Source organism: Streptomyces flavofungini, assembly GCF_030388665.1.
In the GTDB taxonomy this organism is placed as follows: domain Bacteria; phylum Actinomycetota; class Actinomycetes; order Streptomycetales; family Streptomycetaceae; genus Streptomyces; species Streptomyces flavofungini_A.
This window is the reverse complement of sequence record NZ_CP128846.1, coordinates 5939717-5965054: the sequence shown is the minus strand read 5'-3', so window position 1 is coordinate 5965054 and position 25338 is coordinate 5939717. Positions and strand designations below refer to the sequence as shown.

20 protein-coding genes, 1 tRNA gene and 1 pseudogene are annotated in these 25338 nt (G+C 74.0%); 11 read left to right on the top strand and 11 right to left on the bottom strand.

Features of this window, described 5'->3' with window-relative positions:
• Positions 1 to 34 precede the first annotated feature (34 nt).
• The gene (locus tag QUY26_RS25340) at positions 35 to 1510 is read left to right on the top strand and encodes a GH1 family beta-glucosidase (RefSeq protein ID WP_289950498.1); all 1476 of its coding nucleotides are present in this window, start codon (positions 35 to 37) and stop codon (positions 1508 to 1510) included.
• Positions 1511 to 1624: 114 nt separating this feature from the next.
• Here QUY26_RS25340 and QUY26_RS25335 read toward each other — a convergent pair whose 3' ends face one another.
• The 3 genes from QUY26_RS25335 to QUY26_RS25325 all read right to left on the bottom strand — a co-directional run bounded on the left by QUY26_RS25335 (position 1625) and on the right by QUY26_RS25325 (position 5397).
• Positions 1625 to 3106: a cellulose binding domain-containing protein gene (locus tag QUY26_RS25335; RefSeq protein WP_289950496.1), complete on the bottom strand. Its 1482-nt coding sequence runs from the start codon at positions 3104 to 3106 to the stop codon at positions 1625 to 1627.
• Positions 3107 to 3242: 136 nt separating this feature from the next.
• On the bottom strand, positions 3243 to 4670 hold the full coding sequence (locus QUY26_RS25330) for a sensor histidine kinase (protein WP_289950494.1): 1428 nt from the start codon (positions 4668 to 4670) through the stop codon (positions 3243 to 3245).
• Positions 4671 to 4698: 28 nt separating this feature from the next.
• A complete protein-coding gene (locus tag QUY26_RS25325) occupies positions 4699 to 5397 on the bottom strand; it encodes a response regulator transcription factor (RefSeq protein WP_289950492.1) in 699 nt (232 codons plus the stop codon).
• 155 nt (positions 5398 to 5552) lie between these two features.
• On the opposite strand from QUY26_RS25325, the gene QUY26_RS25320 reads away from it, so the two are divergent.
• Positions 5553 to 6104 carry a hypothetical protein gene (locus tag QUY26_RS25320; protein WP_289950491.1) on the top strand — a complete coding sequence of 184 codons (552 nt, stop codon included), beginning with the start codon at positions 5553 to 5555 and terminating at the stop codon, positions 6102 to 6104.
• A 10-nt stretch (positions 6105 to 6114) separates the two neighbouring features.
• On the opposite strand, the gene QUY26_RS25315 is transcribed toward QUY26_RS25320, so the two are convergent.
• Positions 6115 to 6975 (bottom strand): spermidine synthase, encoded by an 861-nt coding sequence (locus tag QUY26_RS25315; RefSeq protein ID WP_289950490.1) that lies wholly within the window; start codon positions 6973 to 6975, stop codon positions 6115 to 6117.
• 113 nt (positions 6976 to 7088) lie between these two features.
• Complete coding sequence (locus tag QUY26_RS25310; RefSeq protein WP_289950489.1) at positions 7089 to 7571, bottom strand: hypothetical protein; 483 nt, start codon at positions 7569 to 7571, stop codon at positions 7089 to 7091.
• A gap of 354 nt (positions 7572 to 7925) precedes the next feature.
• On the opposite strand from QUY26_RS25310, the gene QUY26_RS25305 reads away from it, so the two are divergent.
• Entirely contained in the window at positions 7926 to 9374 is a 1449-nt protein-coding gene (locus tag QUY26_RS25305; protein WP_289950486.1) for a tetratricopeptide repeat protein, read from the top strand.
• A gap of 35 nt (positions 9375 to 9409) precedes the next feature.
• Here QUY26_RS25305 and QUY26_RS25300 read toward each other — a convergent pair whose 3' ends face one another.
• A complete protein-coding gene (locus tag QUY26_RS25300; RefSeq protein ID WP_289950485.1) occupies positions 9410 to 10006 on the bottom strand; it encodes a histidine phosphatase family protein in 597 nt (198 codons plus the stop codon).
• A 226-nt stretch (positions 10007 to 10232) separates the two neighbouring features.
• Here QUY26_RS25300 and QUY26_RS25295 point away from each other — a divergent pair, with 226 nt between their 5' ends.
• The 7 genes and pseudogenes from QUY26_RS25295 (at position 10233) to QUY26_RS25265 (ending at position 16778) form a co-directional block, all read left to right on the top strand.
• Entirely contained in the window at positions 10233 to 11306 is a 1074-nt protein-coding gene (locus QUY26_RS25295; RefSeq protein ID WP_289950482.1) for a phosphatase PAP2 family protein, read from the top strand.
• Positions 11293 to 12369 (top strand): hypothetical protein, encoded by a 1077-nt coding sequence (locus tag QUY26_RS25290; RefSeq protein ID WP_289956011.1) that lies wholly within the window; start codon positions 11293 to 11295, stop codon positions 12367 to 12369. Before QUY26_RS25295 ends, QUY26_RS25290 begins: the two co-directional genes overlap by 14 nt.
• The gene (locus QUY26_RS25285) at positions 12360 to 13955 is read left to right on the top strand and encodes a hypothetical protein (protein WP_289950481.1); all 1596 of its coding nucleotides are present in this window, start codon (positions 12360 to 12362) and stop codon (positions 13953 to 13955) included. Before QUY26_RS25290 ends, QUY26_RS25285 begins: the two co-directional genes overlap by 10 nt.
• The gene (locus tag QUY26_RS25280) at positions 13952 to 15307 is read left to right on the top strand and encodes an AAA domain-containing protein (protein ID WP_289950479.1); all 1356 of its coding nucleotides are present in this window, start codon (positions 13952 to 13954) and stop codon (positions 15305 to 15307) included. Before QUY26_RS25285 ends, QUY26_RS25280 begins: the two co-directional genes overlap by 4 nt.
• Positions 15308 to 15491: 184 nt before the next feature.
• Positions 15492 to 15854 (top strand): annotated as a pseudogene (locus QUY26_RS25275) (hypothetical protein); the annotation flags it as partial.
• Between the two features lie 194 nt (positions 15855 to 16048).
• Positions 16049 to 16714, top strand: a complete 666-nt coding sequence (locus QUY26_RS25270; RefSeq protein ID WP_289950477.1) for a bifunctional DNA primase/polymerase — start codon at positions 16049 to 16051, stop codon at positions 16712 to 16714.
• Positions 16705 to 16778, top strand: a tRNA-Lys gene (locus tag QUY26_RS25265). Before QUY26_RS25270 ends, QUY26_RS25265 begins: the two co-directional genes overlap by 10 nt.
• Before the next feature lie 227 nt (positions 16779 to 17005).
• Here the strand turns inward: QUY26_RS25265 and QUY26_RS25260 are convergent.
• On the bottom strand, positions 17006 to 18232 hold the full coding sequence (locus tag QUY26_RS25260) for a M6 family metalloprotease domain-containing protein (RefSeq protein ID WP_289956009.1): 1227 nt from the start codon (positions 18230 to 18232) through the stop codon (positions 17006 to 17008).
• A gap of 394 nt (positions 18233 to 18626) precedes the next feature.
• On the opposite strand from QUY26_RS25260, the gene QUY26_RS25255 reads away from it, so the two are divergent.
• Positions 18627 to 20510: a putative bifunctional diguanylate cyclase/phosphodiesterase gene (locus tag QUY26_RS25255; RefSeq protein WP_289950474.1), complete on the top strand. Its 1884-nt coding sequence runs from the start codon at positions 18627 to 18629 to the stop codon at positions 20508 to 20510.
• A 9-nt stretch (positions 20511 to 20519) separates the two neighbouring features.
• Here QUY26_RS25255 and QUY26_RS25250 read toward each other — a convergent pair whose 3' ends face one another.
• The 4 genes from QUY26_RS25250 to QUY26_RS25235 form a co-directional block, all read right to left on the bottom strand.
• Complete coding sequence (locus tag QUY26_RS25250) at positions 20520 to 21428, bottom strand: LysR family transcriptional regulator (RefSeq protein WP_289950471.1); 909 nt, start codon at positions 21426 to 21428, stop codon at positions 20520 to 20522.
• Positions 21429 to 21484: 56 nt separating this feature from the next.
• On the bottom strand, positions 21485 to 22639 hold the full coding sequence (locus QUY26_RS25245) for an LLM class flavin-dependent oxidoreductase (RefSeq protein ID WP_436840399.1): 1155 nt from the start codon (positions 22637 to 22639) through the stop codon (positions 21485 to 21487).
• Positions 22640 to 23162: 523 nt separating this feature from the next.
• Positions 23163 to 23903 (bottom strand): maleate cis-trans isomerase family protein, encoded by a 741-nt coding sequence (locus tag QUY26_RS25240; protein ID WP_289950469.1) that lies wholly within the window; start codon positions 23901 to 23903, stop codon positions 23163 to 23165.
• Positions 23900 to 24820 carry a maleate cis-trans isomerase family protein gene (locus QUY26_RS25235; RefSeq protein ID WP_289950467.1) on the bottom strand — a complete coding sequence of 307 codons (921 nt, stop codon included), beginning with the start codon at positions 24818 to 24820 and terminating at the stop codon, positions 23900 to 23902. Before QUY26_RS25235 ends, QUY26_RS25240 begins: the two co-directional genes overlap by 4 nt.
• Positions 24821 to 25338 lie beyond the last annotated feature (518 nt).

Here is a 25338-nt window from a genome sequence, read left to right as displayed (position 1 = left end):
TCGTCCTTTCCGTACGACCCATGGGAGCGCTTCCATGCCCGATGTGAAGTCCGACGCGACGTCCCCCGCCGAGTCCCGCGACGGCCTGCGGTTTCCGCCCTCCTTTCTGTGGGGCGCCGCCACCGCCGCGTACCAGATCGAGGGGGCGGTGCGGGAGGACGGCAGGACGCCGTCGATCTGGGACACCTTCAGCCATACGCCGGGGAAGGTGCTCGGCGCTGACACCGGGGACGTGGCCTGCGACCACTTCCACCGGTGGCGCGAGGACGTGCGGCTGATGGCCGACCTCGGGATCGGTGCGTACCGCTTCTCCGTGTCGTGGCCCCGGGTGCAGCCCACCGGGCGCGGGCCCGCGGTGCAGCGCGGTCTCGACTTCTACCGCGCCCTCGTCGACGAGCTGCTCGCGCACGGCATCACGCCGATGGTGACGCTCTACCACTGGGACCTGCCCCAGGACCTGGAGTCGGCCTTCCCCAGCGGCTCCCCGGCGGGCGGCGGCTGGCCGGAGCGGGACACGGCCTACCGCTTCGAGGAGTACGCGGGCCTCGTCGCCGGGGCGCTCGGCGACCGCGTGGAGCTGTGGGCGACCCTCAACGAGCCATGGTGCAGCGCGTTCCTCGGCTATGGATCGGGCGTGCACGCGCCCGGCCGCACCGACCCCGCGGCCGCCCTGCGCGCGGCGCATCACCTCAACCTCGCCCACGGCCTGGGCGTCCGGGCGCTGCGCGCGGCGCTGCCGACCCGCGCCCGGGTCGGCGTCTGCCTCAACCCGAGCGCCGTGCGCCCGCTGACCCCGTCCGCCGCGGATCTCGACGCGCGGCGCCGCATCGACGCGCTCGCCAACCGCGTCTTCACCGGGCCGATGCTCCGCGGGACGTACGACGACGATCTGCTCGCCGACACCGCGCGGATCACGGACTGGTCCTTCGTGCGCGACCGCGACCTGGCCACCGCCCGGCAGCCGCTGGACTTCCTCGGCATCAACTACTACTCCCCCGCTGTCGTGTCGGCCGCCCCGCCCGCGCCCGGACCCCGCCTCGACGGGCACGGCGCCGCCGACCACTCCCCCTGGCCGGGCGCCGACTGCGTCTCCTTCCACCGGGCGCCCGGTGAACTCACCGCCATGGACTGGCCGGTGGACCCCACCGGCCTGAAGGACCTTCTCCTTGAGTACACCGCTCAGGCCCCCGGGGTTCCCCTTTTCGTGACGGAGAACGGCGCGGCCTACGACGACAAGCCGGGCGCGGGCGGCCGGGTCCACGACCCCGACCGAATCCGCTATCTGCACGGCCACCTCGCCGCCGTGCACGAGGCGATCCTCGCGGGCGCCGACGTACGCGGCTACTTCCTCTGGTCGCTGATGGACAACTTCGAGTGGGCGTACGGCTACAGCAAGCGGTTCGGGGCGGTGTACGTCGACTACGAGACCCAGGCGCGGACGCCGAAGTCGAGCGCCCACTGGTACGGGAAGTTGGCGGCGAGCGGGGAGCTGCGCGCGGCCGAGGAGTGAGAGAGGTGCGCCCCGGCCGGGTGGGGGAAGGTGCCGGCCGGGGCGCGTGTGGGGGGATGCAGTGGCTACTGGGGGGATGCGGTGGCTACCGGGGGGAAGCGGCCGTGGGATCGGCTACTGGTACGCGGCGAACGCCTTCGTGAACGCCAGCGGGTCCTGCTCGATCGACGAGCACGTCGGCTGGACGCCGCCGGAGCCGCCCGGGCAGGCCTTGTCGCGCGTCGACGACCACATCGACAGCCAGCCGATCCCCTTGTCCTTGGCGAACTTCACCAGCTGGGTGGCGTCGTCGACCTTGAAGATCTCCGTGGTGACGTCGTTGACGCCGATCATGGGAGTGACCGCGACGGTCTTCCAGGCCTGCGCGTCCGACAGGCCGAGTACGCCCTTGATCTGCGCCTGGGTCGCGGTCGCCGCCTGGGTGGCGTAGGTCCCCATGTCGTCGCTGTAGGCCGGCCCGTAGTCCATGGCCATGATGTTCACGGCGGAGATCCTCACGCCGTTCTTCTTCGCGTCGGCGAGCAGGTCGACGCCCGGCTGGGTCAGGCCTTCGGGCATCACCGGCAGCGTGAAGGAGACGTCGAGCCCCGGGTGGTCCTTCTGGAGGGCGGCGACGGCCTGAGCGCGGCGGGAGTTGGCGGCGGTGTCCGGCAGGGCCGCGCCCTCGATGTCGAAGTCGACCTTGGTCAGCTTGTACGCGTCGATGACCTTGCCGTACGCCTTGGCGAGGGCGCCCGCGCTGTCGCAGCGCAGACCCAGTTCGGAGCCCGCCGCGCCGCCGAAGGACACCCGGACGTCACCGCCCTTGGCGCGCAGGTCGCCGATCTGGGCGGCCACCTTGTCGTCGCCGAGCGCGGTGCTGCCGCCCCACAGGGGTTCGCAGCCGCCGCCGGAGGTGACGAAGGCCAGGTTGAACTCCTTCACGCCGGTCTTCGCGGCGGTGCCCACGAGGTCGTAGGCCGGGGCGAGGGAGGTGTCGACGAAGGGGGCGAACTTGGCGGCGCCCTTGCTGCCGGTGCCCTCGCCGGGAGCGCCGGGAATCCTGGTGGGGGTCGGGGTGGAGGTCGGGGTGGGCTTCTGGGTCGGCTTGCCGGTGGGCTTGCCCGTCGGCTCGCCGGTCGGGTCCTGGGTGGGCTTCTCGGTGGGGCGGCCGGAGGGCTCGGGGGCCGCGTCGTCGTCGGTCGCGCACTTGGCGCCGTCGATCAGGCACGTGACCGGGTCGGCGGCGCCGGACACGACGAACCCGACCGTCACCGACTCGCCGGGGGCCAGCTCCTTGTCCCACTTGGGCGGGGTGACGGTGACCCGGCGCCCCTCGACCTTGTGCTCGGCGTTCCACAGCGAGCTGAGCTTCGTGCCCGCGGGCAGCTCGAACTCCAGGGTCCAGTCGGCCTTGGCCCGGTCGGAGCTGTTCTTGACGACGTACTGCGCGGTGTATCCGCCCGACCAGTCGCTGGTCTTCGTGTACGCGGCGCCGACGGAGGCCGCCTGGGCCGTGCCGGACAGCAGGAAGGCACCGCCACCGACGACGGCCGCCGTGACGACGGCGCCCACGGCCTTCTGCCTGCCTGTGATCCTGCGACGGTGGGTGCTCATGGAGCCTGCCTCTTCGGGGGGTGCGGGGGTGGGACCGCTCGCACGTTAGCCCGGCCGCAGACGACAAAAGGGGCTTAGCGGGCTCCAGTTGACGATCTTAGGGTTGGCTTAAGAGTGGGATCGGGGTCGGGAAAGGTTAGTCCGCGCGGGACTTCGCCCCCTGCTCCGCCCGCACCCGCCTGCGCCGCCGCACGGCCCCCCGCCGCCCCCGCCCCCCGGCCGCGGGCCGCCGCGGGTCCCGCTGGATCCAGAGGCGCACCTCCGTACCCCCGAGGACCGAGCGGCCGATGCGCACATCGCCGCCGGTGGACTCCGCGAGGCGGCGGACGATGTCGAGGCCGAGGCCGGTGGACCCCGTCGTGCCGGTCGCGGCCCCGGAGGTGCCGCGGGCGAGTGCGGCCCCGGGGTCGGCGATCCCGCCCCCGGCGTCGGAGACGAGCACGATCACCGCGTCCTCGCCGCTGTGCACGTCCACGGCGAAGGCTGCGCCCTCCCGCGTGTGCCGGAAAACGTTGCCGAGGAGGGCGTCCACCGCGGCGACCAGGTCCGCCCGTGCCACCGGGATCCACACCGGCTGCTCCACCCCGGCGACCCGCGCCTCGCGCCCCTCGTCCTCGGCGAGCGCCGACCAGAACTCCATCCGTTCGCGGATCACCTCGGCGGCGTCGCACCCGGCGCCGGGCCCGGTGTGCACACCGGCCGCCGTCTGCGGCTTCGCGTCCCGTGCCGTACGGATGATGGTGTCGACCTCGCGTTCGAGGCGTTCGACGGCGGTCCGGGTCTGTTCGGCGGCGGCGCCGTCGCCGAGCGAGGCGGCGTTCAGGCGCAGGACCGTCAGCGGGGTACGCAGCCGGTGCGACAGGTCGGCCGCGAGTTCCCGCTCGTTGGCGAGGAGCTGGACGACCTGGTCGGCCATGGAGTTGAACGCGACGGCGGCGAGCCGCAGTTCGGTCGGCCCGTCCTCCGGAACCCGCGCGCCGAGCTTGCCCTCGCCGAGGTCGTGCGCGGCGCCCACGAGCCGCCGGGCGGGCTGGACCATGCGCACGCCGAGGCGGTCGGCGACCGCGACGGACCCGATGACGAGCGCCACGCCGACGCCCGCGAGCACCAGCCACGCCGTGGTCACGCCGTTGCTGACCTCGCTCTCCGGCACGAAGATCTCGACGACGGCGATCTCGCCGGAGCTCAGCCCGAAGGGCTGCAGCAGCGCGAAGCCGCCGGGCACGCCCGCGGTCCGCGCCCGCCCCTCCGCCCGGGTCGCGGCCACGTCGCGGGCGGCGGCGCGACGGTCACCGATCCGCAGCGCCGGCTGCTCGCCGACGGCCGGCACGTACACGGCCATCCGCCCGTCGCCGCCCGCCTCGGAGGTGGCGACGGCCCGGGTGAGCTGGGCGCGGTCGGTGGTGATGGAGAGGGTCGGGCCCATGCCGGCGGCGTGCCGTTCGGCGGCCGAGAAGGCGCGGTCGCGGGCCATCTCCTGGATGACGAGGCCCAGCGGGATGGCGAACGCGGCCACGACCATCGTGGTGACGGCCAGGCACACCCGCACGAGCGCCCACCTCACGGCGCGGCTCCCGCCCGCCGGGCGCGGGTCACTGCGGTGGCTCCAGCTTCACGCCGACGCCCCGCAAGGTGTGCAGATAGCGGGGGTTGGCGGCGGTCTCGCCCAGTTTCCTGCGCAGCCAGGACAGATGGACGTCGATGGTCTGGTCGTCGCCGTAGCTCTGCTGCCAGACCTCGGCTAGCAGTTCCTTGCGCGGTACGACGACGCCGGGCCGCCCGGCGAGGAAGGCGAGCAGGTCGAACTCGCGCCGGGTCAGGTCGAGCCGGGCGCCGTCCAACTGGGCCTGGCGGCGCAGCGGGTCGACGGTGAGGCCGCCGACCTGGAGCACGGGCCGGGGCGACGCGTCGCCGTTGCCCGATCCGGAGCCGCGCGAGCGCCGGAGCACGGCGGTCATGCGCGCGGACAGGTGCTCGACGGAGAACGGCTTGGTCAGGTAGTCGTCGGCGCCGTCGTTGAGGAGCCGCACGATCTCCGCCTCGTCGTCGCGCGCGGTCGCGATGATCACGGGTACGTCGGTGATGCCGCGCAGCATCTTCAGCGCCTCGGCCCCGTCGAGGTCGGGCAGCCCGAGGTCCAGGATGACCAGGTCGAACCGGAAATGGGCGACCTCGCGCAGCGCCTCCAGGGCGGTGCCGACGCTCCGTACCGTGTGGGAGGCGTCGGTGAGGTGCCGGATGAGGGCCGAGCGTACGAACTGGTCGTCCTCGACGACGAGCACACTTGCCATGGGCGGCACCGTACGCCATTCGGGGGACACGGGTGCCGGGCGGGACTTTTGGCCCGGACTTGGGGCCGATGTCCGGTGCCGGGGTGTGTGCCGGAGCCGAGCGGAAGCCTCGACTCCTGGTCCTGGGCGCGGCGGGTGGTGCACTATGGCCCGCGATGCGCAGAGGTCTCGTACACACCATCGCGTGGTCGCTCGCCACGGGCGCGGCGGTCACGTTGTCGTGGTGGGGTGTGCGCACGGTGATGGCGGGCACGGCGTACGATCCGCCGCGCGCGCTGCCCCTGATGTCCGGCGACCGGTCGGCGCTGCCGCAGTCGTCGTCCACGCACCGCCCGGAGCCGACCGCGGGCCCCTCGAAGCCGAAGGAGTCCGGCAAGCCGTCCGGGTCCGAGCGCCCCCGCCCGACGAAGACCCCGAAGCCCGCGAAGACCCCGCGGCGCCCGGCCCCGGAACGCCCGGGACCGCACCCGTCGCCGTCCCGGTCGAGCAGCGTCAAGGGCTACCACACCGAGGGCGGGCGCGTCGTCTTCGACCTGGGCGAGGCCTCCGCGACGCTGGTGTCGGCGGCACCGGCGGCGGGCTGGTCGATGCAGGTGTGGAAGGCCCCTACGTGGATCCGCGTGGAGTACACCTCGGGAGCGGACCGCGTCTCGGTGTTCTGCACGTGGCACGACCACGCGCCGAGGGTCGACGTCACCACGTACTGAGGTACGGCCGTCAGCGGAACACCGACGGCGGCGGCGCGGGCGAGGCCACCGCGCTGGCGTCGGTGACGGCTGCGGCGCCGCCGCTGAACGCGCCGAGCGCGGGCCCGTGTTCGACCCGGGCCGGGTGCGGGTCCCCGGCGCTGCGCCGGGTGAGTTCGGCGATGGGCAGGGGGTGTCCGGCGCCGAGGAGCACGGCGTTGCCGAAGCGTTTGCCGCGCAGGACCGCCGGATCGGCGACGAGGGCGAGTTCGGGGAAGACGGTGGCGGCGGTGGCGAGTTGGCCGCGCAGATAGGCGAGCGGCGGGCCGTCGGCGAGGTTGGCGGCGTACCAGCCGGTGGGCTTCAGGGCCCTGCGGACGTCGCCGAGGAATTCCGCGGTGGTGAGGTGGGCGGGGGTGCGGGCGCCGCTGAACACATCGGCTATGACGAGGTCGGCCCAGCCGTCGGGGGTCTTGGCGAGCCCTTCGCGCGCGTCGGTGCCGCGTATGCGGATGCGGGCGCCGGGGTCGAGGGGCAGGGCGCGGCGGACGAGTTGGACGAGGGCGGTGTCGCGTTCGACGACCTGCTGGGTGGAGCGGGGCCGGGTCGCGGCGACGTACCGGGCGAGGGTGAGGGCACCACCGCCGAGGTGCAGCACGTGCACGGGCCGCCCGGGCGGCGCGACGAGGTCGACGATGTGACCGATCCGGCGCTGGTACTCGAACCCGAGGTGGGCGGGGTCGTCCAGGTCGACGTGCGACTGCGGCGCGCCGTCGACGAGCAGCGTCCACCCGCGGGGCCGCTCCCGGTCGGGTATCAGCTCGGCAAGCCCTCCGTCCACCTCCTCGACGAGTGCTTCCCGCGCCGACCGTCCCCGCCGATTCCGTGCCACACACCCATTATCAACGCTGTACCGAACACCCGCCCGATATCGGCCCGTCCGGCGCGAGGACGAGCCGCGAAGCGGCGAGGGGCGGGGCGAGGGGCGCAGCCCCCGCTACCCCCTCACCGGCAGTTGTCCGCGGCCTCGATCATGCGGGCGGCCTCCCCCAGCGCGGCCCGCAGCACAGCGGGGTCGGTCACGGGGTCCGTCTCCCCGGGCGGCAGGAGCCACCCCGTCCCGGCGACGGGCGGCGCGGGCACCGGATCGGGGTCCCGGGCCACGGCGACACCCCGCCCGAAGGTCTGGGTACAGGCGCTGCCGGGCAGATCCCACCCGTCCGCCGTGCCGGGCGGCACGAGGAACCCGAGGGTGTCGCACCCACCGTCGTGCAGCACGGGCCCCACGGCCTCCTCACCGCCCCCCCGGCGCAGAATGTCGACGGCCTCGAGCCCTTGCCGCGCGGGTACGGTCACGAGGTCGCACTCCTCGTGACCGTCCGGGTCCTCGTAACCGTCGAGGCCGTCGCGGCCGGGTCCCGCGCTGCGGTCCTGGCTCGGCCGATGCCGGGCCGTCGTCAGCGCGCCCCCGGATTCGCTGTTCTCCATGCCGAACTCCAACAAGGGAACCTCCTCGCCAGGGCGGAAGCGGCGTCGCTCCCTCTCCGCATGGTTCAACGCGCCGGGGCGTCAACAGCTACGGCGCCACGCCGCCGCAAAGGATGGCAGTTCATGGCAGATCACGGGTGAGATATCCGGTTTGTAGCCAAACTCCGCGTGGTGACCGGTTCACAGCGGGTACGTTGCATGCTCCGCCGGAACAAGTCCGCACCGGTCGGCACGGTCGGCTCCGGCCGGCGCACCGGACCGAACGTGCGGAAACGGCGTGCCACGGTCCAGCACGGCCCCCACGGTCCAGCACGGCTCCCGGGGGCCGCCCGGTCGCCAGCGAGAGGATCCGGCATGGTGTCGTCGTCATCGGCATCGTCAACTCCGCCTCCGCGTCCGAATGTCGCGTTCCGGCAGCTGCGCGGGCAGCGCTCCCCGGGCGAGTTCGCGGCCGCGGTGCGACGGGCCGCGCGCGAGATCGGCGAGCGGGTCAGCTGTGACGCGCGGTACGTCGGCCGCGTGGAGGCGGGCGAGATCCGCTGCCCCAACTACGCGTACGAACGGGTGTTCCTGCACATGTTCCCCGGCCGGACGCTGACGGACCTGGGCTTCGCGCCACGCGCGGCCGTCCGGGGCCGGGGGGCACGGGCCGCGGGCGACGCGCGCGGGGCGGCCACCGACCGCGCGCATGACGGCCACGACCCGAGGTACCCGCGCGCCAGTGACAGCGACAACACCTTCAGCACCGAGGAGAGCGACGTGCGGCGTCGCGCATTCATGACCAGCGGCACGGCCACCGTGGCCGTCGCCTCCCTGGGGGCCGCCGGGCTCCCGCTGGGCGGCGCCGCCGAGGCGCGCGCCCACGAGTCGCGCCGGTACCGCCCGGCGGACAAGCACGAGGTGCACGCCGTCGAGGAGGCCGTCCGCGAGATCCGCCTGCTCGACGACCGGCACGGCGCCGACGGCCTCTACCGGCGGGCGGCCGCCCCGCTGCGCACCGCCTACGCCCTGCTCGACGCGGGCACCACCCGGCAGGCCGGGCAGGCGGTGGCCGCCCGGCTCTACGCGGGCGCGGGCGAGCTCGCGATCTCCGTCGGCTGGCTCGCGCACGACTCCGGCCGCTTCGACGACGCCCGCTCGCACTACGCGGAGGCGCTCGCGACGGCACGGATGGCCGGGGATCCCGCCCTGGAGGCGCACGCGTTCTGCAACACGGCTTTCCTGGCCAGGGACGCGGGCAGGCCCCGGGAGGCGGTGCGGGCGGCGCAGGCCGCGGCGCGGGCCGCCCGGCACCTGGACTCGCCCCGGTTCCTGTCCCTGCTCGCGCTGCGCGAGGCGGGCGGCTGGGCCGGGCTCGGCGACCGCGCGGGCTGCCGCCAAGCGCTCACCCGCGCGCACGCCCTGTTCGACCGCGGCCCCGCCGAGGGCGACCCGGAGTGGATGACCTTCTACGGCGCCGCGGAGCTCGCGGGCCTGGAGGCGCAGTGCTGGTCGGCGCTCGGCCAGTGGGAGCGCGCGGCCCGGCACGCGCAGCGCGCGGCGGACGTGGCGGCGGAGCAGACGCCCGAGTTCACGCGGAACATCGCGCTGTACACGGCGGAGCTCGCCGACGACTTGGCCCGCGCGGGCCGCCCGGACGAGGCCGCGGCGGCGGGCCTGCGGGTCCTCGCCCTTCTGGACGAGGTCCAGTCGTCGCGGATCGCGTGCATGCTCGCGACCACCGCCCGGCTGCTGCTGCCGCACCGGCGTGCCGACGAGGTGACGGGCTTCCTGGAACAGCACGCGGCACGCGCGCGGGGGTGACGCTCGCCCGACGGGCCCGCGCGCGGGGGTGACGGTTATCCGGCGAGGTGGCCCGTCTCGTTCCAGGACTCCAGGGCGGGCTCTCCGTAGGCCCAGCCCAGGACCGACAGGGACGTCGGGTTGAGGCGGATGCGGGACGCGAAGTCGATGTCGTAGCCGAGCCAGCGGGCGCCGATGGCCCGCAGGATGTGGCCGTGGGCGAAGACGAGGACGTCCCGGTCGGCCTCGCGGGCCCAGGCGACGACCTCGTCCGCGCGCGCGGACACCTGCGCCAGCGTCTCGCCGTCCGGAACCCCGTCCCGCCAGATGAACCACCCGGGGCGCAGGGCCTGGATGTCGGCGGGGGTCAGTCCGTCGTACGCCCCGTAGTCGAACTCCATCAGGGCGTCCCACTCGGCGGCCCGGTCGCCGAACCCGGCGAGCTCGCACGTCTCCCGCGCGCGGGAGAGCGGGCTGGTGCGCACCTCGACGCCGGGGAGGCCGTCGTAGGGCGCCCGGTGCAGCCGCTGGCCCAGGAGCTTCGCGCCCCGCCTGCCCTCTTCGAGGAGCGGGATGTCCGTCCTGCCGGTGTGCTTTCCGGACAGCGACCACTCGGTCTGTCCGTGCCGGGCCAGCAGGATGCGCGGTGCCATGAGGAGCCTTTCTACAAGGACATGCAAGGACAAAAAGGGACAGCGACCTGTCCGTTCCTTCCATCATCACTCACACCGGGAAGGCGCAACCCGGGCGGCGATCTCTGCGTCTTTGAGGCACAGGGGGTTGACTCATCGGCCTTCGCGTACGCCGTAAAGTGACCCAGCGGCCGTACGCCGCGAGAACAGAGCGGGAACAGCGCGAATGAGATGGGGGACCCACCGGATGCCGCAGACCGAGGCAAAGGGCGCCGGCAGCCGCGGCATATCGGAGAGCCTGACGTCCCCGATCCGCCCGCGCTGGTGGACGGAGCTACCGCTGATCCTCCTGGTGTACGGGGCCTACTCCGCCGGGCGGCTGCTCGCGCGCGGGGACGTCACGACGGCCGTGGACCACGGCCTCGACCTCCTCCGCGTCGAGAAGGCCCTGAACCTGAACCTGGAGCATCCGCTCAACCGGCTCTTCACGGCCCACACCTCCATCGGCGTTCCTGCGGACTTCTGGTACGCCTCGCTGCACTACCTGGTCACGCCACTGGTGCTGGTCTGGCTGTTCCGCAGCAGGGCCGTGCACTACGCGGCCGCCCGCACCTGGCTGATGGTCTCCACGCTCATCGGCCTGGTCGGCTTCACCCTGATGCCGACCTGCCCGCCGCGCCTCCTCGACGCCAAGCACGGCTTCGTCGACACGATGGCGCAGTACAGCGACTGGGGCTGGTGGGGCGGCCAGGCCAGCGCCCCGCGCGGACTCGGCGGCATGACCAACCAGTACGCGGCGATGCCCAGCCTGCACGTCGGCTGGTCGCTGTGGTGCGGTGTGGTGCTCTGGCGGTACGGCCGCACGCCCCTGATGAAGACCCTCGCCATCGCCTACCCGCTGCTCACCACCGTCGTCGTCATGGGCACCGCCAACCACTACTTCCTCGACGCGGTCGCGGGCGCCGTCGTGATGGGCATCGGCCTGCTGCTCGTCCGGCCGGTGCAGGGCGCCGCGGCCCGGGTCAGGGCCCGGCTGCGGCCGATCGTCACGACCGCCCTCGCCGCGAGGCGCGCCGAGGGCCCCGCTGACGCCACCCCCGCCCCGGCCGCCACTGACTCCTCGATTGTCAGTGCCGGATGCCAGACTTCGGCGGGTGAGCGAATTCCCCATCAGCGCAAGCTCGGGACCGATCCGGGCGGCAAGCCCGCCGCCAAGCCGGGCGGCAAGCCCTGCGGGAACAAGGGCGCCAGGCCCGCGGGCCGCGCCTCGGACACCGGGGACAGCGCTCAGACACCGGCTCGCGGAGCTGCGCGGACCTGACGTACCGCCGCAGCCCCTGGACGCCCGCGCCCTGGCGGCGCTCGCGGCGAACCCGGGCTGCGGGCGGCGCGCGCTGCTGGACGGCGCGGGCGTGCCCAAGGCGGCGCTCGCCGAGGCGCTGGGCTCGCCCTCGGGCTTCGGGCAGTCGCAGTTCGCGTTCATGCGGGGGCACGCCTTCGAGGCCCGTGTGAAGGCCGACGGCGGCACGGAGCTGCTGCGCCTCACGCACGCGTGCCTGGGCGGCGGACCTGAGCCGGAGCCCGGGGCGGCGAGTGTGCCGGACCTCACGGCGGCCGGGCCCGAGGGCCGCGCGGCCCGCACGGAGCTCGCCCTGGAGGAGGCCTCGGCCACCGGCACCTGGGCGCTGCTCGACCACCCGATGCTGGCCCTCGACGTCGCGGGCACGCCCGCCTTCCTGGAGCCGGACGCCGTGGTCGTCGCGCCGGACGGGACCTGGACGGTCGTCGAGATCAAGTCCTTCCCCATGATCGACGGGTCGGCGGACGCCGCGAAGGTGGGCGCGGCGGCCCGGCAGGCCGCGGTGTACGTCCTCGCCCTGGAGCGGGTCGCGCACCGCCTCGACCCCGCGCCCGAGGTGCGCCACCGCGCGCTCCTCGTCTGCCCCAAGGACTTCTCGAACCTGCCGACCGCGTCCCCCGTGGACGTCCGCAAGCAGCTCGCCGTCACCCGCCGCCAGCTGTCCCGCCTGACCCGCGTCGAGGACATCGCGGCCACGCTCCCGCCCGGCACGACGTTCGACGTGACGCGGCCCGCCGCCGAGCTCGCCGCCGCGGTCGACGCGGTCCCCGCGACGTACGCCCCCGAGTGCCTGGCCGCCTGCGAGCTGGCCTTCCACTGCCGCGACCGGGCCCGCGCGGCGGGCGAACCGGCCTCGCTCGGCCGCTCCCTGCGCGCCGACCTCGGCACGCTCGCCACCATCGACGAGGCCCTGGCCGCGGCCCGGGGCGAGGCGGGCGACGCCGACGACCCGGCGGTGGCGGCGCTGCGCCGCGCGGGCGCGCTGCGCGCCGAGGCGCTCGCCGGAGGTGCGCGTTGTCCCTGATCGACAACCTGGCCCGGCTCGACGCCGCGACCACGGGACGCGCCCAGCCGCGGGCCACCGTCCGCCACCGGCACCTCTCCCAGCGCCCCTTGGTCTTCGTGCCGCTCACCACCGCCGGTGAGACGGGCGCCCCGCTCGGCGCCCTGATCGGCACCGAGCGCACGGCCCCCCGCCTGCTCACGGTGGCCCAGCCCCGCGACCGCGACCTGCGCTTCGCGTTCCTGTCCCGGCTCGCCGAGATCCTGCTGCCGTACGTCGAGTCGTACGCGGACGACGTCGAGGCCGCCGAGCGCACCGAGACCGACCCGGAGACCGGCAAGCGCGTCAAGGTCGAGGCCGAGCTGTGCGCGGACGCCCCGCAGCTGATCGTGCCGAGCCGCGCGGGCATCGAGTTCGTACGGCTGCTCGGCCGCTCCATGCGGTTCCGGCGCACGGCCGAGCAGGATCCGGACGCGCCGTATCCCGCGCCCCCGCGCGTGCCGCTGCTCGGGCGCTGGCTCACGCACTACGGCGAGCGCTCCCGCGTGCCCGGCTCGTCGCTGCTCCTCGCCATGACCGACCTGCTGTCCCGGCACTGGGCCACCGGCCAGTCCTCCCTGGAGGAGCAGCACCTGGGCGCGCTGCTCGCGTGGATCGAGGCGCCCGAGGGGACGTCCGGCGCGGCAGCGGCGCTCCGCGCGGAGCTGGCCAGGGACGCCGACGGGCAGTTGCTGTGTCCGCCCGCGGGCCCCGCCACGGACCCGGCGTTCGACAACCAGCTCCTCGCCCCGGCCATCGAGCGCCACGACCGGGCCCGCACCGCCCTGGCCGCGGCCGCGGACGGCGTCGAGGCGGACGCGCTGCTCGCCTCGCTCGGCGCCGCCGAGCGCGAGATCGACGCCCTCGTGGCCAGCCGCACCCGGCCCACCTGGGACGCGGTGTGGCGCGGCCTGGACATCCTGTGCACCCTGCCCGAGGCGCCGAGCGCCCTCGACCGGTGGCGCGGGGACCGCTGGTCGTTCACCGGGCACCGCGACCGCGTCGCCGCCGGTGAGCCGCCGCAGCCCCGCGTCGACGACGCGGTCACCGCCGCGAACAAGCTCGCCACCCGCGAGCGCGAGCAGGCCCGCCTCGACGCCCAGGAGGCCCTGGACGACCCGCTGGTCATGGCCGGGCGGCGGCTCGCGGGCGAGGCCTTCGCCGGGGAGGTGACCGACGTCGTCATGGCGTACGGCGAAGGCCGCTCGCCCCGCCCCCGCCCCCTCGTCACCGTCGACACCGCCGACCGCCCCCAGCTCGACGAGGGCGTCAAGGCCTACCGCTCGCTCGCGGGCAAGCCCCAGTCCTTCCAGTTCGTCGCCCACGCCCCCGACGGCGGGCTCGTCCTGCGCCTCCTGGACAAGATGGGCCGGGGCAAGGAGCCCGAGCCGGGCTCCGTCCCGGAGGTGGGCGACCGCCTGTGCTGGACGCTCTTCGAGCACGAGCAGCGGGGCGGGCCGCGCCTCCCGGACCCGGAGGACACCCCGTGGACGCACGGCGGTCCCCCGCGGGCGGCGCCCCCCGTCGGTGAACGGCCCGACCCCGTGACAGCGGAGGACATCCTGTGAGCCCGGCACCCCTCGAAGCGAGCACAGCCCCCTTCGACCCCGGGGCGGAAGCCGCCCGGGCCACCGACGCGATCCTGCGCGACACGCTCGACGGCGCGCACCGCGGAGTCGTCGTCGACTCCCCTCCCGGCGCCGGGAAGTCGACCCTCGTGGTCCGCGCCGCCCTCGAACTGGCCGCGGCGGGGCGCCCCCTGATGGTCGTCGCCCAGACCAACGCCCAGGTCGACGACCTCGTCCTGCGCCTCGCCGAGAAGAACCCCGAACTGCCCGTCGGCCGACTGCACAGCAGCGACCCCGACCCGTACGACAAGGCGCTCGACGCCCTCGCGAACGTACGCAAGTCCGCGAAGGCCGGCGACCTCGCGGGGCTCGACGTCGTCGTGTCCACCGCCGCGAAGTGGGGGCACGTCAAGGACGTCGAGCCCTGGCGGCACGCCATCGTCGACGAGGCGTACCAGATGCGGTCCGACGCGCTCCTCGCTGTCGCCGGGCTCTTCGAGCGGGCCCTGTTCGTGGGCGACCCGGGGCAGTTGGACCCCTTCGCCATCGCCGAGGCCGAGCAGTGGGCGGGGCTCGCGTACGATCCGTCGGCGTCCGCGGTGACCACGCTCCTCGCCCACAACCCCGGGCTGCCGCAGCACCGGCTGCCCGTGTCGTGGCGGCTGCCCGCGTCGGCCGCGCCGCTGGTCTCCGACGCGTTCTATCCCTACACGCCCTTCCGCAGCGGCACCTCCCACGCCGACCGGGCGCTCGGCTTCGCCGTCCCCTCCGACGGTTCGGGTCCCGACCGGGTCATCGACGAAGCGGCCCACTCCGGGTGGGGTCTCCTCGAACTGCCCGCCCGCAACACGCCGCGTACGGACCCCGAGGCCGTCCGGGCCGTCGCTCTCGTGGTGCGGCGGCTGCTCGACCGGGGCGGGGCGGCCACGTCCGAGCGGGCGCCCGATCCCGTCCCCCTCACGGCCGACCGGATCGCCGTCGGGACGGCGCACCGGGACCAGGCAGCAGCCGTACGCGGCGCGCTCTCCGCCCTCGGGGTCACGAACGTGACCGTGGACACGGCCAATCGCCTCCAGGGCCGGGAGTTCGACGTGACCGTGGTCCTCCACCCCCTGTCCGGGCGGCCGGACGCCACGGCCTTCCACCTGGAGACGGGACGGCTGTGCGTCCTCACGTCCCGGCACCGGCACGCGTGCATCGTGGTGTGCCGCGCGGGAGTCGACACCCTCCTGGACGACCATCCCTCCACGGAGCCCGTCCAACTGGGCGTCACGGTCAAGTTCCCCGACGGCTGGGAAGCCAACCACGCAATCCTCTCGCGCCTGACGTCCCACCGGGTCCCCTGGCCCTGACCACACCACCCCCACCGGACGGCCGGCCGAAGGGGAAACCCCACCTCCGGACCGGAGGGGCCGTGCCGGAACCCGAGCAGAGGGGCACCGCCAGCACCCGCGCGGGACACGACTCCGCGCGGGCCTCTTGCGGGGCGGGGGACAATGGATGCGGCCACGTGGCGTACGACGAGAGGAAAACGACATGGCGGAGCCCTCGCGGCCCCGGTCCAGCCAGCGCATGCGCCCCGCACCGCTCCTCTTCGAGCCCGCGGAAGCCACCTCCGACCCCGAGCACTTCTTCGACCTGGAGTCCATCGAGGACCCGCGCGAACTCCTCGCCAGGTCCACCGAGTTGACCCTGGCCTTCCGCGCCGCGACCGACCGCTCCGTCGAGTTCCAGGCCCTGGCCGCCGCCCAACTGGCCGACCCGCGGCGCTTCGACCGCCTCACCCCGGCCGACATCGCGGAACGCGCCGAGTGGACCGAGGACTACGCGAAGAAGATGATCGAGTTCGGCCGCGAACTCCTGCGAGGCGACCCCGAGGCGTCGGGCGCGGCGGGCCCGACGGAAGCGGCAGGGCCAACAGAAACGCCAGAGTCGTCGGACTCATCGGATCCGACAACGGAACCCGGCCCCCACTGACCCACAAGATCCCTTGGCATATGCCGGTGGGGCAAGGTACCTCACACCCCCGGCCACTGTCCCGGTTTCCCGCAACTCAGCGAGAGGACCCGCTCACACCCGGTAGATGTATCGACATGAGCAGCTCCTCCCTCACCCTCACCCCCCGCACCCCCCACACCCCCACTGCGCCCGCTGCACCCGGCGCCCGCAGCACCCCCGCCACCCCCACCAACGCCTGCGACGTCACCCCCGCGGGCGCCACCTGGCTCACCTCCGCCGAAACGTATCCGCACAGAGCGCTCGCGGACTGGCGCGCCCGCCCCACCACCCCCGCGGTCCTGTCCTGCGGCACCGTCTTCGACGTGGTCAGCGTGCCCGCCGTCTTCGGGCGGCGCATGGTCGACCGGTTATGGCACGACGGCCCCGGCTCGGGCCCGGTGGCCACCTACCGCGGCCGGATGCTGCTCTTCGCGGCTCCAGGAACGGCCCGCCGCCTCCCCTCGCTCCTGGAGTGGGAGGAATGGGGCCCCGCCGTCCCCGCCCTGCTCTGCCACGGCACGGGCGACGCGGTGACCGTGCCCCCGCTCACCGCCGGCCACGGCACAGACCCCGACGACCGGCGCGGATCCCGCTGGCTGGTCGCCCCCGACACCCGCCAGCCCTGGCTCCCCGGACCCGACGTGCTGCTCTGGGCGTGCGTCCGCGCGGCCCGCGCCGCCACCAGCTCCGCAGTGCGTATATCGATTTTTCCTGGCGGCGATCAGGATGCTAAGGTCTACGACGTCAGCAGGCGCCGCTAGCTCAGTTGGTTAGAGCAGCTGACTCTTAATCAGCGGGTCCGGGGTTCGAGTCCCTGGCGGCGCACGACATCGACAGCGTCTGATGTCCACAGAAAGCGTGGACATCAGGCGCTGTCGTTTTTTTGCGCGGCTTCGCCGCGCGGTGTGGGGGCTTCGCCACCCACACCCCCCTTCAGGTCGGCCGGGGGGACGGAACAATGGAGTGCCCCCTCGGAGCCCCCCCGGGGCACCCTGGGGCTCCCCCGCGCACCCCATCGCGCCCTGGGCGTCTCCGCACGCCCCCCGGAAGGATCACGTGGGACTGATCGTGACGGTCCAGGCGCCGGACGGGGTGCGGTTCTCGACCTCGATGCGGATGCGTTCCCCGGGCACCGTGAAGGCCTCGCCGACCCGCACCGGCGCGTCCGCGAGAGGCGGGTAGACGGATTCGGTGTCGCAGGCCTCCGAGTCCGGATGGGCGTCGATGACCTCGACGGGGCCCCGGCCCGACGCCGTCTCGTTGCGGACGCGATAGACGAGGACGCCCTCACGGCACGTACTCCGGTCGTTGCCCACGGCACCACGCGCCTCGATGGCGACGGCGCTGCCCCGGCCCGTGCGGACGACGGCCAGCTTGGTGGCGCCGCCCCCGCCGGGAACGGGCTGGGCGGCGAGCGGGTCGAGAGTGAGGCGCCGCGGGCCGCCGTCGACGCAGACCACCTGGCGGGGCCCCAGCCAGCCGAGCTTCCACTTGTGCCAGCCGAACAGCTCAGGGGCGAGGCCGAACTGGCTGCCCATGACGTCCCAGTCGCCGACGTGGGTGTCCCAGTCGCCCTTGCCGTCGGTGGGCCGGTGGTAGAGGTCGGGGAGGTCGAAGACGTGACCGGTCTCGTGGGCGAGGACATTGCGGTCGGGCGGATGGCGTTCGAAGACGGTGACGATGCGGCGGATGCTGGTGCCATCGGCCCGCATCGGACGGTCGAAGTTGACGACCTTCGTGGCGTCCGAGTTGACCCCGGGCGCGTCCGGGTCGGCGACGAAGTACACGATGTCGTACGCGGAGAAGTCCACGCGCGCGTCGGCGACGGCCACCGCGTCCCGGAGGTAGGACGCGCGGTGCTGCGGATCCCAGTCCCGCTCTATGGCGTACATCGTGGAATCTTCCGGCATTTCCACCCATTCGTGTTGCGGGTGGGCGCGCAGCCGGAACCTCCCGTAGGAGGCTTGGTCGAAGAAGTCACTCGTGGCCGGGAAGTAGTCGGCCGCCAGCTCCTGCGGCGTCGTCAGCGGCGGGGAGTCCGGGAAGGAGAGGAAGACCATGACGGCGTCGAGGGCGCGGGACGGGCGCGGATAGGCGCCGTTCCAGGTGTCGAGGCCTTCCGAGTGGTGCGCGGGCGTGCGCCGCAGGGCACACGGACCCGCCTCGCCATGGGCGATCGCGGGCCCCGCGACCAGCGAGGTGGCGGCGAGAGCGGTCAGGCAGGTGAAGAGGACGCCCACGGTGCGCAGCCGCGGCCTCTCCCCTCCACGGGTGAGCATCCAAGGGGGGAGCTGACGCCCCACGTCGACCTCCGGGTGCGGAATGCGAGACACCTCACCCACCCTGTGGGGGTTTTCCCAAGTTCGCCCTGTTTGTCTGACCCGGTCGAGTGAGGATCGGCCAGGTTGCGACACTCCGACCGCTCACGGGCTGTCACAAGCGGTCGAGCAGCGAAGAAGCCTGCACAGGGCCGAGCAGAAACGATCTGTCGGTCGCCTCGATGGCCCTCGCGGGGCGTGCTACGGCTGGAACGGGCCGTCGGCCTGCCTCTATGATCGGCAGACTTTCACGGCCCCGTCGGCCGCCCCCCAAACGGCCGACCGCCTCCCCAGACCCGCCAGGATTCGGGGCCCATCGACCTGCTCGACATCAATTGCACTGCGGGAGCAAGCGGTGAACGGAACCTCACAAGGGCCGACCGCCACAGCGGTCGCAGACCCCGGCCGTGCCCGGCCTGCCGTCACAGAGCGTCACCAAACGGGCCCGACCGGCCCCCTCGCCCAGTACGCCGCCGACTACCGCGCCGCCTTCGCGGCGGCCCCCCTGGCCCTCGCCGTCGTGGACCGCGAGGGCCTGGTCGTCAGCGCCAACGAAGCGCTGGCCGAACTGCTCGGCGCCGATGCCGCCGACCTCACCGGGCGGATCGCCGCCGACCTGGTGGATCTCGCCTCCGACGCCCGCACCTGGCACGCGTACCGCGAGGTGCTCCGCGGCCGGCAGGCCAAGCTCCGCTGCACCCGCCGACTCAAACACCCCGACGGGCACTCGCTGTGGACCCAGATCACCGCGTCCCCGCTGCCCGGCGGGCCCGAGCGGCGCGGCGCGGGCAGCGTCCTGCTCGCCGCCGCCGACATCAGCGCGCGCCGCGACCTGCAGGCCCGGCTGCGGCATCTGCAGATGCACGACCCGGTGACCCGGCTGCCCAACCGCGCGCTGTTCTTCGAGCGCCTGGCCACGGCCCTCGAAGCGGGGGCGTACGACGACACGAGCACCGGCCGGATCGGGCTCTGCTATCTGGACCTCGACGGGTTCAAGGCGGTCAACGACACGCTCGGCCACCGCGTCGGCGACCGGCTCCTCGCCGCCGTCGCCGAGCGGCTCACCGCCCTCGCCGACCGCGCCGGATACGGCAGGGCGTCGGCGCCGCTGGTCGCCCGGCTCGGCGGGGACGAGTTCGCGCTGCTCGTGGAGGACTCCACCGGCACCGACCAGCTCACCGAACTCGCCGAGACAGTCCTCAGAACGCTCCAGGAACCCTTCGACCTGTCCGGGCAGCGGCTCTCGGTCTCGGCCTCCATCGGCGTCGTCGAGCGACGCGCCGCGGGCACCACGACCACCGGTCTGATGCAGGCCGCCGACACCACGCTGTACTGGGCGAAGGCCGACGGCAAGGCCCGCTGGACCCTGTTCGACCCCGAGCGCAACGCCCACCGCATGACCCGGCAGGCGCTCGCCAGTTCGCTGCGCCCCGCCGTCGAGCGCGACGAATTCGTCCTGGACTACCAGCCGTTGGTGTGTCTGGAGGGCGGTGACGTGCGCGGTGTCGAAGCACTCGTACGGTGGAATCATCCGCAGTTCGGTTTGCTCACGCCGAATCGGTTCATCGGACTTGCTGAAGAAGACGGCTCGATCGTGCAGCTCGGGCGCTGGGTGCTGCGGACCGCGTGTCGGCAGGCCCGGCGGTGGCAGCTCGAGAACCCCGGCAGGGAGCCGCTGTTCGTGAGCGTCAACGTCGCCGTGCGCCAGGTGTGGGACTCCGACCTGGTGGCGGACGTGGCCGAGATCCTGGCGGAGACCGGCCTCGCGCCGGGGCTGCTGCAACTGGAGCTGACCGAGTCCGCCGTCATGGGCTCCGCGGGCCGGCCCCTGCAAGCCCTGCAGGCGCTCAGCGACATGGGCGTCCGCATCGCCATCGACGACTTCGGCACCGGCTACTCCAACCTCGCCTACCTCAGCCGCCTCCCGGTGTCCGTCCTGAAGCTGGACGGCTCCTTCGTGCGCGGCTTCCAGTACGACGAGGGCGAGTACGGCACGGCGTCCGCGCACATCAACCCCGCCGACGAGGTGATCGTCGAGGCCCTGGTGCAACTCGCCCACCGCCTCGGGCTCACCGTCACCGCGGAGTGCGTGGAGACGTCCGGGCAGGCGGAGCGGCTGCGCCGGATCGGGTGCGACACCGGGCAGGGGTGGCTGTACTCACGGCCGGTGGCGGCGGATCGTATCTCCGTACTGCTCGGGTCGCGCGGCAAGCGACAGGTGGTCGCGCAGGACGCGTGACGCCCGCGGTCACACCTCGGGGTCCCGCGCGTCGCGCGCGGTGACGCATGACTGTACGAAGTCCCGCACCACCTGCGGGACTTGAGTGCCCCGGGCGTGGGCCACGCCGACCTGGGCCGGGCGGATGCCGCGCACCGCGCGGTAGACCACGCCGGGGCGTCGGCAGGCGCGGGCCGTGGCCGCCGAGGCGAGGGACACGCCCTCGCCGTCCGCTATGGCGGTCAGCCACTCCTCGAACGTGCGGGCCACGGCGCCGATCTTCGCCGGGCGGCCCTCGCGTTCGTCCGTCGCCAGCCAGTGGTCGCGCCACCAGCCGGACTCCGGCGGGGCGGCGACGAAGGGCTCGTCGAGGAGTTCGGCGAAGTCGACGTCCTCGCGCACGGCCAGGCGGTGCCCGGCGGGGAGCGCGACGCGGCGCGGCTCGGTGAGCAACACCTCTACGTCCAGGGCCTCCTGGCCGGGGAACGGCAGGCGCAGCAGCGCCGCGTCGACGGTGCCCGCGGCCAGGCCCGCCGTCGGGTCGTCGGCGGCGGCCTGCGTCAGGCGCACCCGCCAGCCGGGTCTGCGGCGCGCGAACTCGGCGATGCCGTGCCGCGCGAGCCCCTGCGCCCCGTCGGTCACGAAGCCCACGCGCAGGACCCGGTCCGCGCGCGCCGCCGCGCCCCGCGTGGAACGCAGCGCCGCGTCCCAGGCGTCAAGCACCGCGGGCGCGGCGGCCGCGAGTGCCGCACCCGCGTCCGTCAGGGCCATCCCGGCGCGCGACCGCGTGAACAGCTCCGTCCCCAACTGCGTCTCCAGGCGCCTGAGCTGCCGGGTCAGCGTCGCCACCGGGAGGAGGAGCCGGTCGGCGGCACGCCTGAGGTCGCCCTCCTGGGCGACGGCGGTGAAGCTGCGCAGCAGTCGGGTGTCCATGTCCATGGCGACAGGTTAGGGAAGCGGGTGGGACACGGGGGGCGGGGGGTACGGCCGTGCTCTCAGGCGGAGTTCGGCAATCCGTAGGCGTCCGCGATGAGTTCGTAGCTGCGCAGGCGTACGTCGCCGCTGTGCGCGTTGGCCGTGAGCATCAGCTCGTCGGCGCCGGTGCGCTTGGCGAGGTCGTCGAGGCCCGCGCGGACCTGGTCGGCGGTGCCGTGGACGACGTCGGAGTTCCAGCTCGTGATGAAGTCCCGCTCCATGTCCGTGAACCGGTGCGCCTCGGCCTCCTCCGGCGTCGGCACCAGGCCGGGGCGGCCGGTGCGGAGCCGGATCATGTTCAGGGCGGCGGCCATCACCTGGCGGCGGGCCTCCTTCTCGTCGTCCGTCGCGAGCGCCGAGACGCCGATCAGGGCGTACGGGGCGTCGAGGACGGCGGACGGGCGGAACGAGTCCCGGTACAGGTCGAGGGCCGGGATCGTGTTCCGCGCGGAGAAGTGGTGCGCGAAGGCGAAGGGCAGGCCGAGCATGCCCGCGAGGCGGGCGCTGAAGCCGGACGAGCCGAGCAGCCAGATGGGCGGGCGGTGCGGGGACTGCACGCCGCCGGGGGACGTGGCCTGGACGGGTCCGGGGACCGCGTGGATGCGGGCGTAGGGGTGGCCGTCGGGGAAGTCGTCGTCGAGGAAGCGGGTCAGCTCCGCGAGTTGCTGGGGGAAGTCGTCGGCGCCCTCGTTCGTGGGGGTCCCCCCTGTCCGAGCGTGGCCGGGAACTTGGTGGAGGTCCGTGCGGCGCAGGGCCGCGGCGGTGGCGCCGTCCGTGCCCGGGGCGCGGCCGAGGCCCAGGTCGACGCGGCCCGGGGCCAGTGCTTCCAGGGTGCCGAACTGTTCCGCGATGACCAGGGGGGCGTGGTTGGGCAGCATGACGCCGCCCGAGCCGAGGCGGATGCGGGTCGTGTGGGCTGCCAGGTGGGCGAGGATCACCGCCGGGGAGGAGGAGGCCACTCCCGGCATCGAGTGGTGCTCGGCCACCCAGTGGCGGTGGTAGCCGCGGGACTCGGCCAGCTTGGCCAGGGCGACGCTGGTGTGCAGGGCGTCGGTCGCGGTGCGGCCCGCGCCCACGGTCACCAGGTCCAGTACGGACAGGGGGGTCGGCGCGTCGCCGTGCCTCGGGGCTCGGATTCCCTCGTCGTCGCCGCCGCCGCTCTGCTCCACCGTCACCGGGGCCTCCTGGTTCTCGCCGTCTTCGCCTCGCGTCTTCGCGGTACGCAGGGTCGAACGGGAGGGTGGCTCCGCTTATTCCCGCGGGGCGCCCCAGTCCCGCCCCTTCTCCGAAACCGGGGCGCTGCGCCCCCTGGACCCCAGCCATCCCCGACGTCCCCTCCGGGTCGGGCAGCCCACGCCGATCGGCCTGCGGCCTCGTCCTCAAGCGCCGGACGGGCTGGAAATGGGTCGGTGCTCCCTTCGGGTCAGACGGGGTGCCGCCGGATCGGCGCTCCGCGCCTCGTCCTCAAACGCCGGACGGGCTGAGATGTTGCCGGGGCGGGCTGGGGTGGTGCCGGGGCGGGTTGAGGTCTTGCCGGGGCGGGCTGAGGTGGTGCCGGGCAGGCTGAGGTGGTGCCCGGGCGGGCTGAGGTGGTGCCCGGGCTGTTGGGGGGCTGTGGGCAGAGGGGGCGGGTGGGTGGGAGAGAGCCCCTCCGGGGATTGAGGAGGGGGGTCCGGGGGCGGAGCGCCCCCGGCGGGGCTAGTCGTCGCGGGCCTGGGCGATGGGTTCCTTCGTGAACAGGGCGCCCAGGCGCGGGGCGTTCACTCGGCGGGAGGTGAGGCGGAGGGCTTCCCAGAGGGTTGCCTGGTTGGCGGTGAGGACGGGTTTGCCCAGGTCGGATTCGAGGGCCTGGATGTGGGCGGCCGTGTGGAGGGCGGTGTCGGGGAGGAGGACGGCCTCCGCGTCGGGGTGATCGCCCGCGCGGGCGAGGGCGAGGACCTCGTCCCGGCCCCAGGTGCCGACCTCCGCGGCGGTGATGATCCCGCTGCCCCGCACACCCACGACCTCCGCGCCCGCCGCCTTGAGGAAGGCGGAGAAGTGGAGGGCCACGTCCTCGGGATAGGTGGCGGCGACGGCGACCCGCTCGACGCCCAGCTCACGCACCGCGTGGGCGAAGGCGAAGGAGGTGGAGGAGGCGGGCATCCCGGCACTGCGGGCGAGCGTGCGGACCTGGTCGTGCGCCCCCTCCCAGCCGAAGACGAAGCTTCCGCTGGTGCAGGCCCAGACGACGGCCTCCGCGCCGGTCAGGCGCAGTTCCTCGACCCCGGCGGTGAGCCGCGCCGCCGCGCCCATCTCCAGGAGCGCGTCCACGCGGTGCGCGTCCTCGCCGATGTCCGTGTGCACGACGTGCAGGCGGATGTCGGAGTCGAGGAGCTGTTCCATGCGGGGGTAGTCGTCCTCGGCCGAGTGTCCGGGATAGAGGAATCCGAGTGCGGTCAAGTCCAGCCTCCTTCGGCGGTCGGTCCTGCGGGCCCGGTGGGTTCCGCGGGCCCTGCCGGGCCTCCGGGCGGGTCGGGCAGTCCGTCCGAGGGCGCCGCGGCCGGCGGCACCGCGGGTGACACCGGTGGCTGGGCGAGCGCGTCGAGGGCACCGAAGTCCGCGGTGCCCGGCCGCGCGCCCGCGTTGATCAGCGCCTGGTAGGGCCCCACGGCTCGTGTACCCAGCCTGCGCAGGGACGACCACATCGTGACCTGGTTCGCCGAGATCACCGGCACCCGCAGCTCCGCTTCCAGCTGCGGGATGACGTCGTACGTGGGCAGGTTCGTACAGCTGATGAACAGCGCGTCGACGGGTCCTGACGCCGCCTGCCGCGCCATGTCGGCCACGTCGCGGTAGGGCACCTTCCAGATGTGCCGGGTGAGGCCCAGATAGGCGCGGCCCACGACCGAGACGCCCGCCTCGGCCAGATACTCCTCCAGGGACTGGGTCACCGACCAGGTGTAGGGCGTGACCAGGGCGATCCGCCGCGCGTCCAGCTCGTCGAGCGCGTCGAGGAGGGCGCCGGACGTCGTCACCGAGGCGACCGAGCCCTCCCGCGTCATGGCCTCGCACATCGCCCGCTCGCCCGCGATGCCGCCGACGAAACTGCCCGAGGTGCAGGCGTACGCGAGGACTTCGGGTTCGGCGGCGGTGAGCGCGCGCACCGCCTCGGCGAGGGTCTCGTGCTCGCTGACCAGGCGGGCCAGGTCGAGGCTGACTTCGACGGGCACGTACGGCGTGCGCGTCAGATGCAGGGAGACCTCGTCCGGGACCCAGCGCCACAGCTCCCGGTCCAGGGCGAAGTCGAAGGGTGCGACGACACCGACACCGCGCTGAGGGTGTGGTCCGCCGAGGGTGGAAAAGGAAGTGACGTCCATGAGCAGGCCCTAAGAATCGTGCGTGCAGGGACAGGGCCGGCCGGGGGCCGGAAGTGGAGCTTGGCGGCGCTCGACGCGCCGGGACGTCGGGACGGGGGTGCGTGTGCGGCGAGCACACCGTGCGCGAGGGAGGAGGCACGCAGCGTGCTCGTCCCTGTGGTGCCGGAGCTGAACTGCTTCTGTTGACGAAGGTAGGTTGGGGTGCCAGCGTGGTCAATCCGCACATCTCAGACGGCCGAGAACGTCGGCCGCCGGGGCACTGCGGTGTCGTCCTGACGCACTCCCAGGGAAGCGGGCTCTCGTTGCGAAACGGTTTCTCTGCCATGTCCGAAAGCGGTGGCTCCGAAAGCGCCGCGCGTGCCGGAAACGGAGGCTTCGAGGGCGGGGCTTCCGGAAGCACGGCACCCGGTGAGGGCGCGCCCCGGAGCACCGGGGCGCGGGCGGCAGGGCCCGCCGAACCCCTCGCGCCCCCCGCCACCACCTCCGCATCCACCCACGCCCCTGCCCCCACCGCCCGC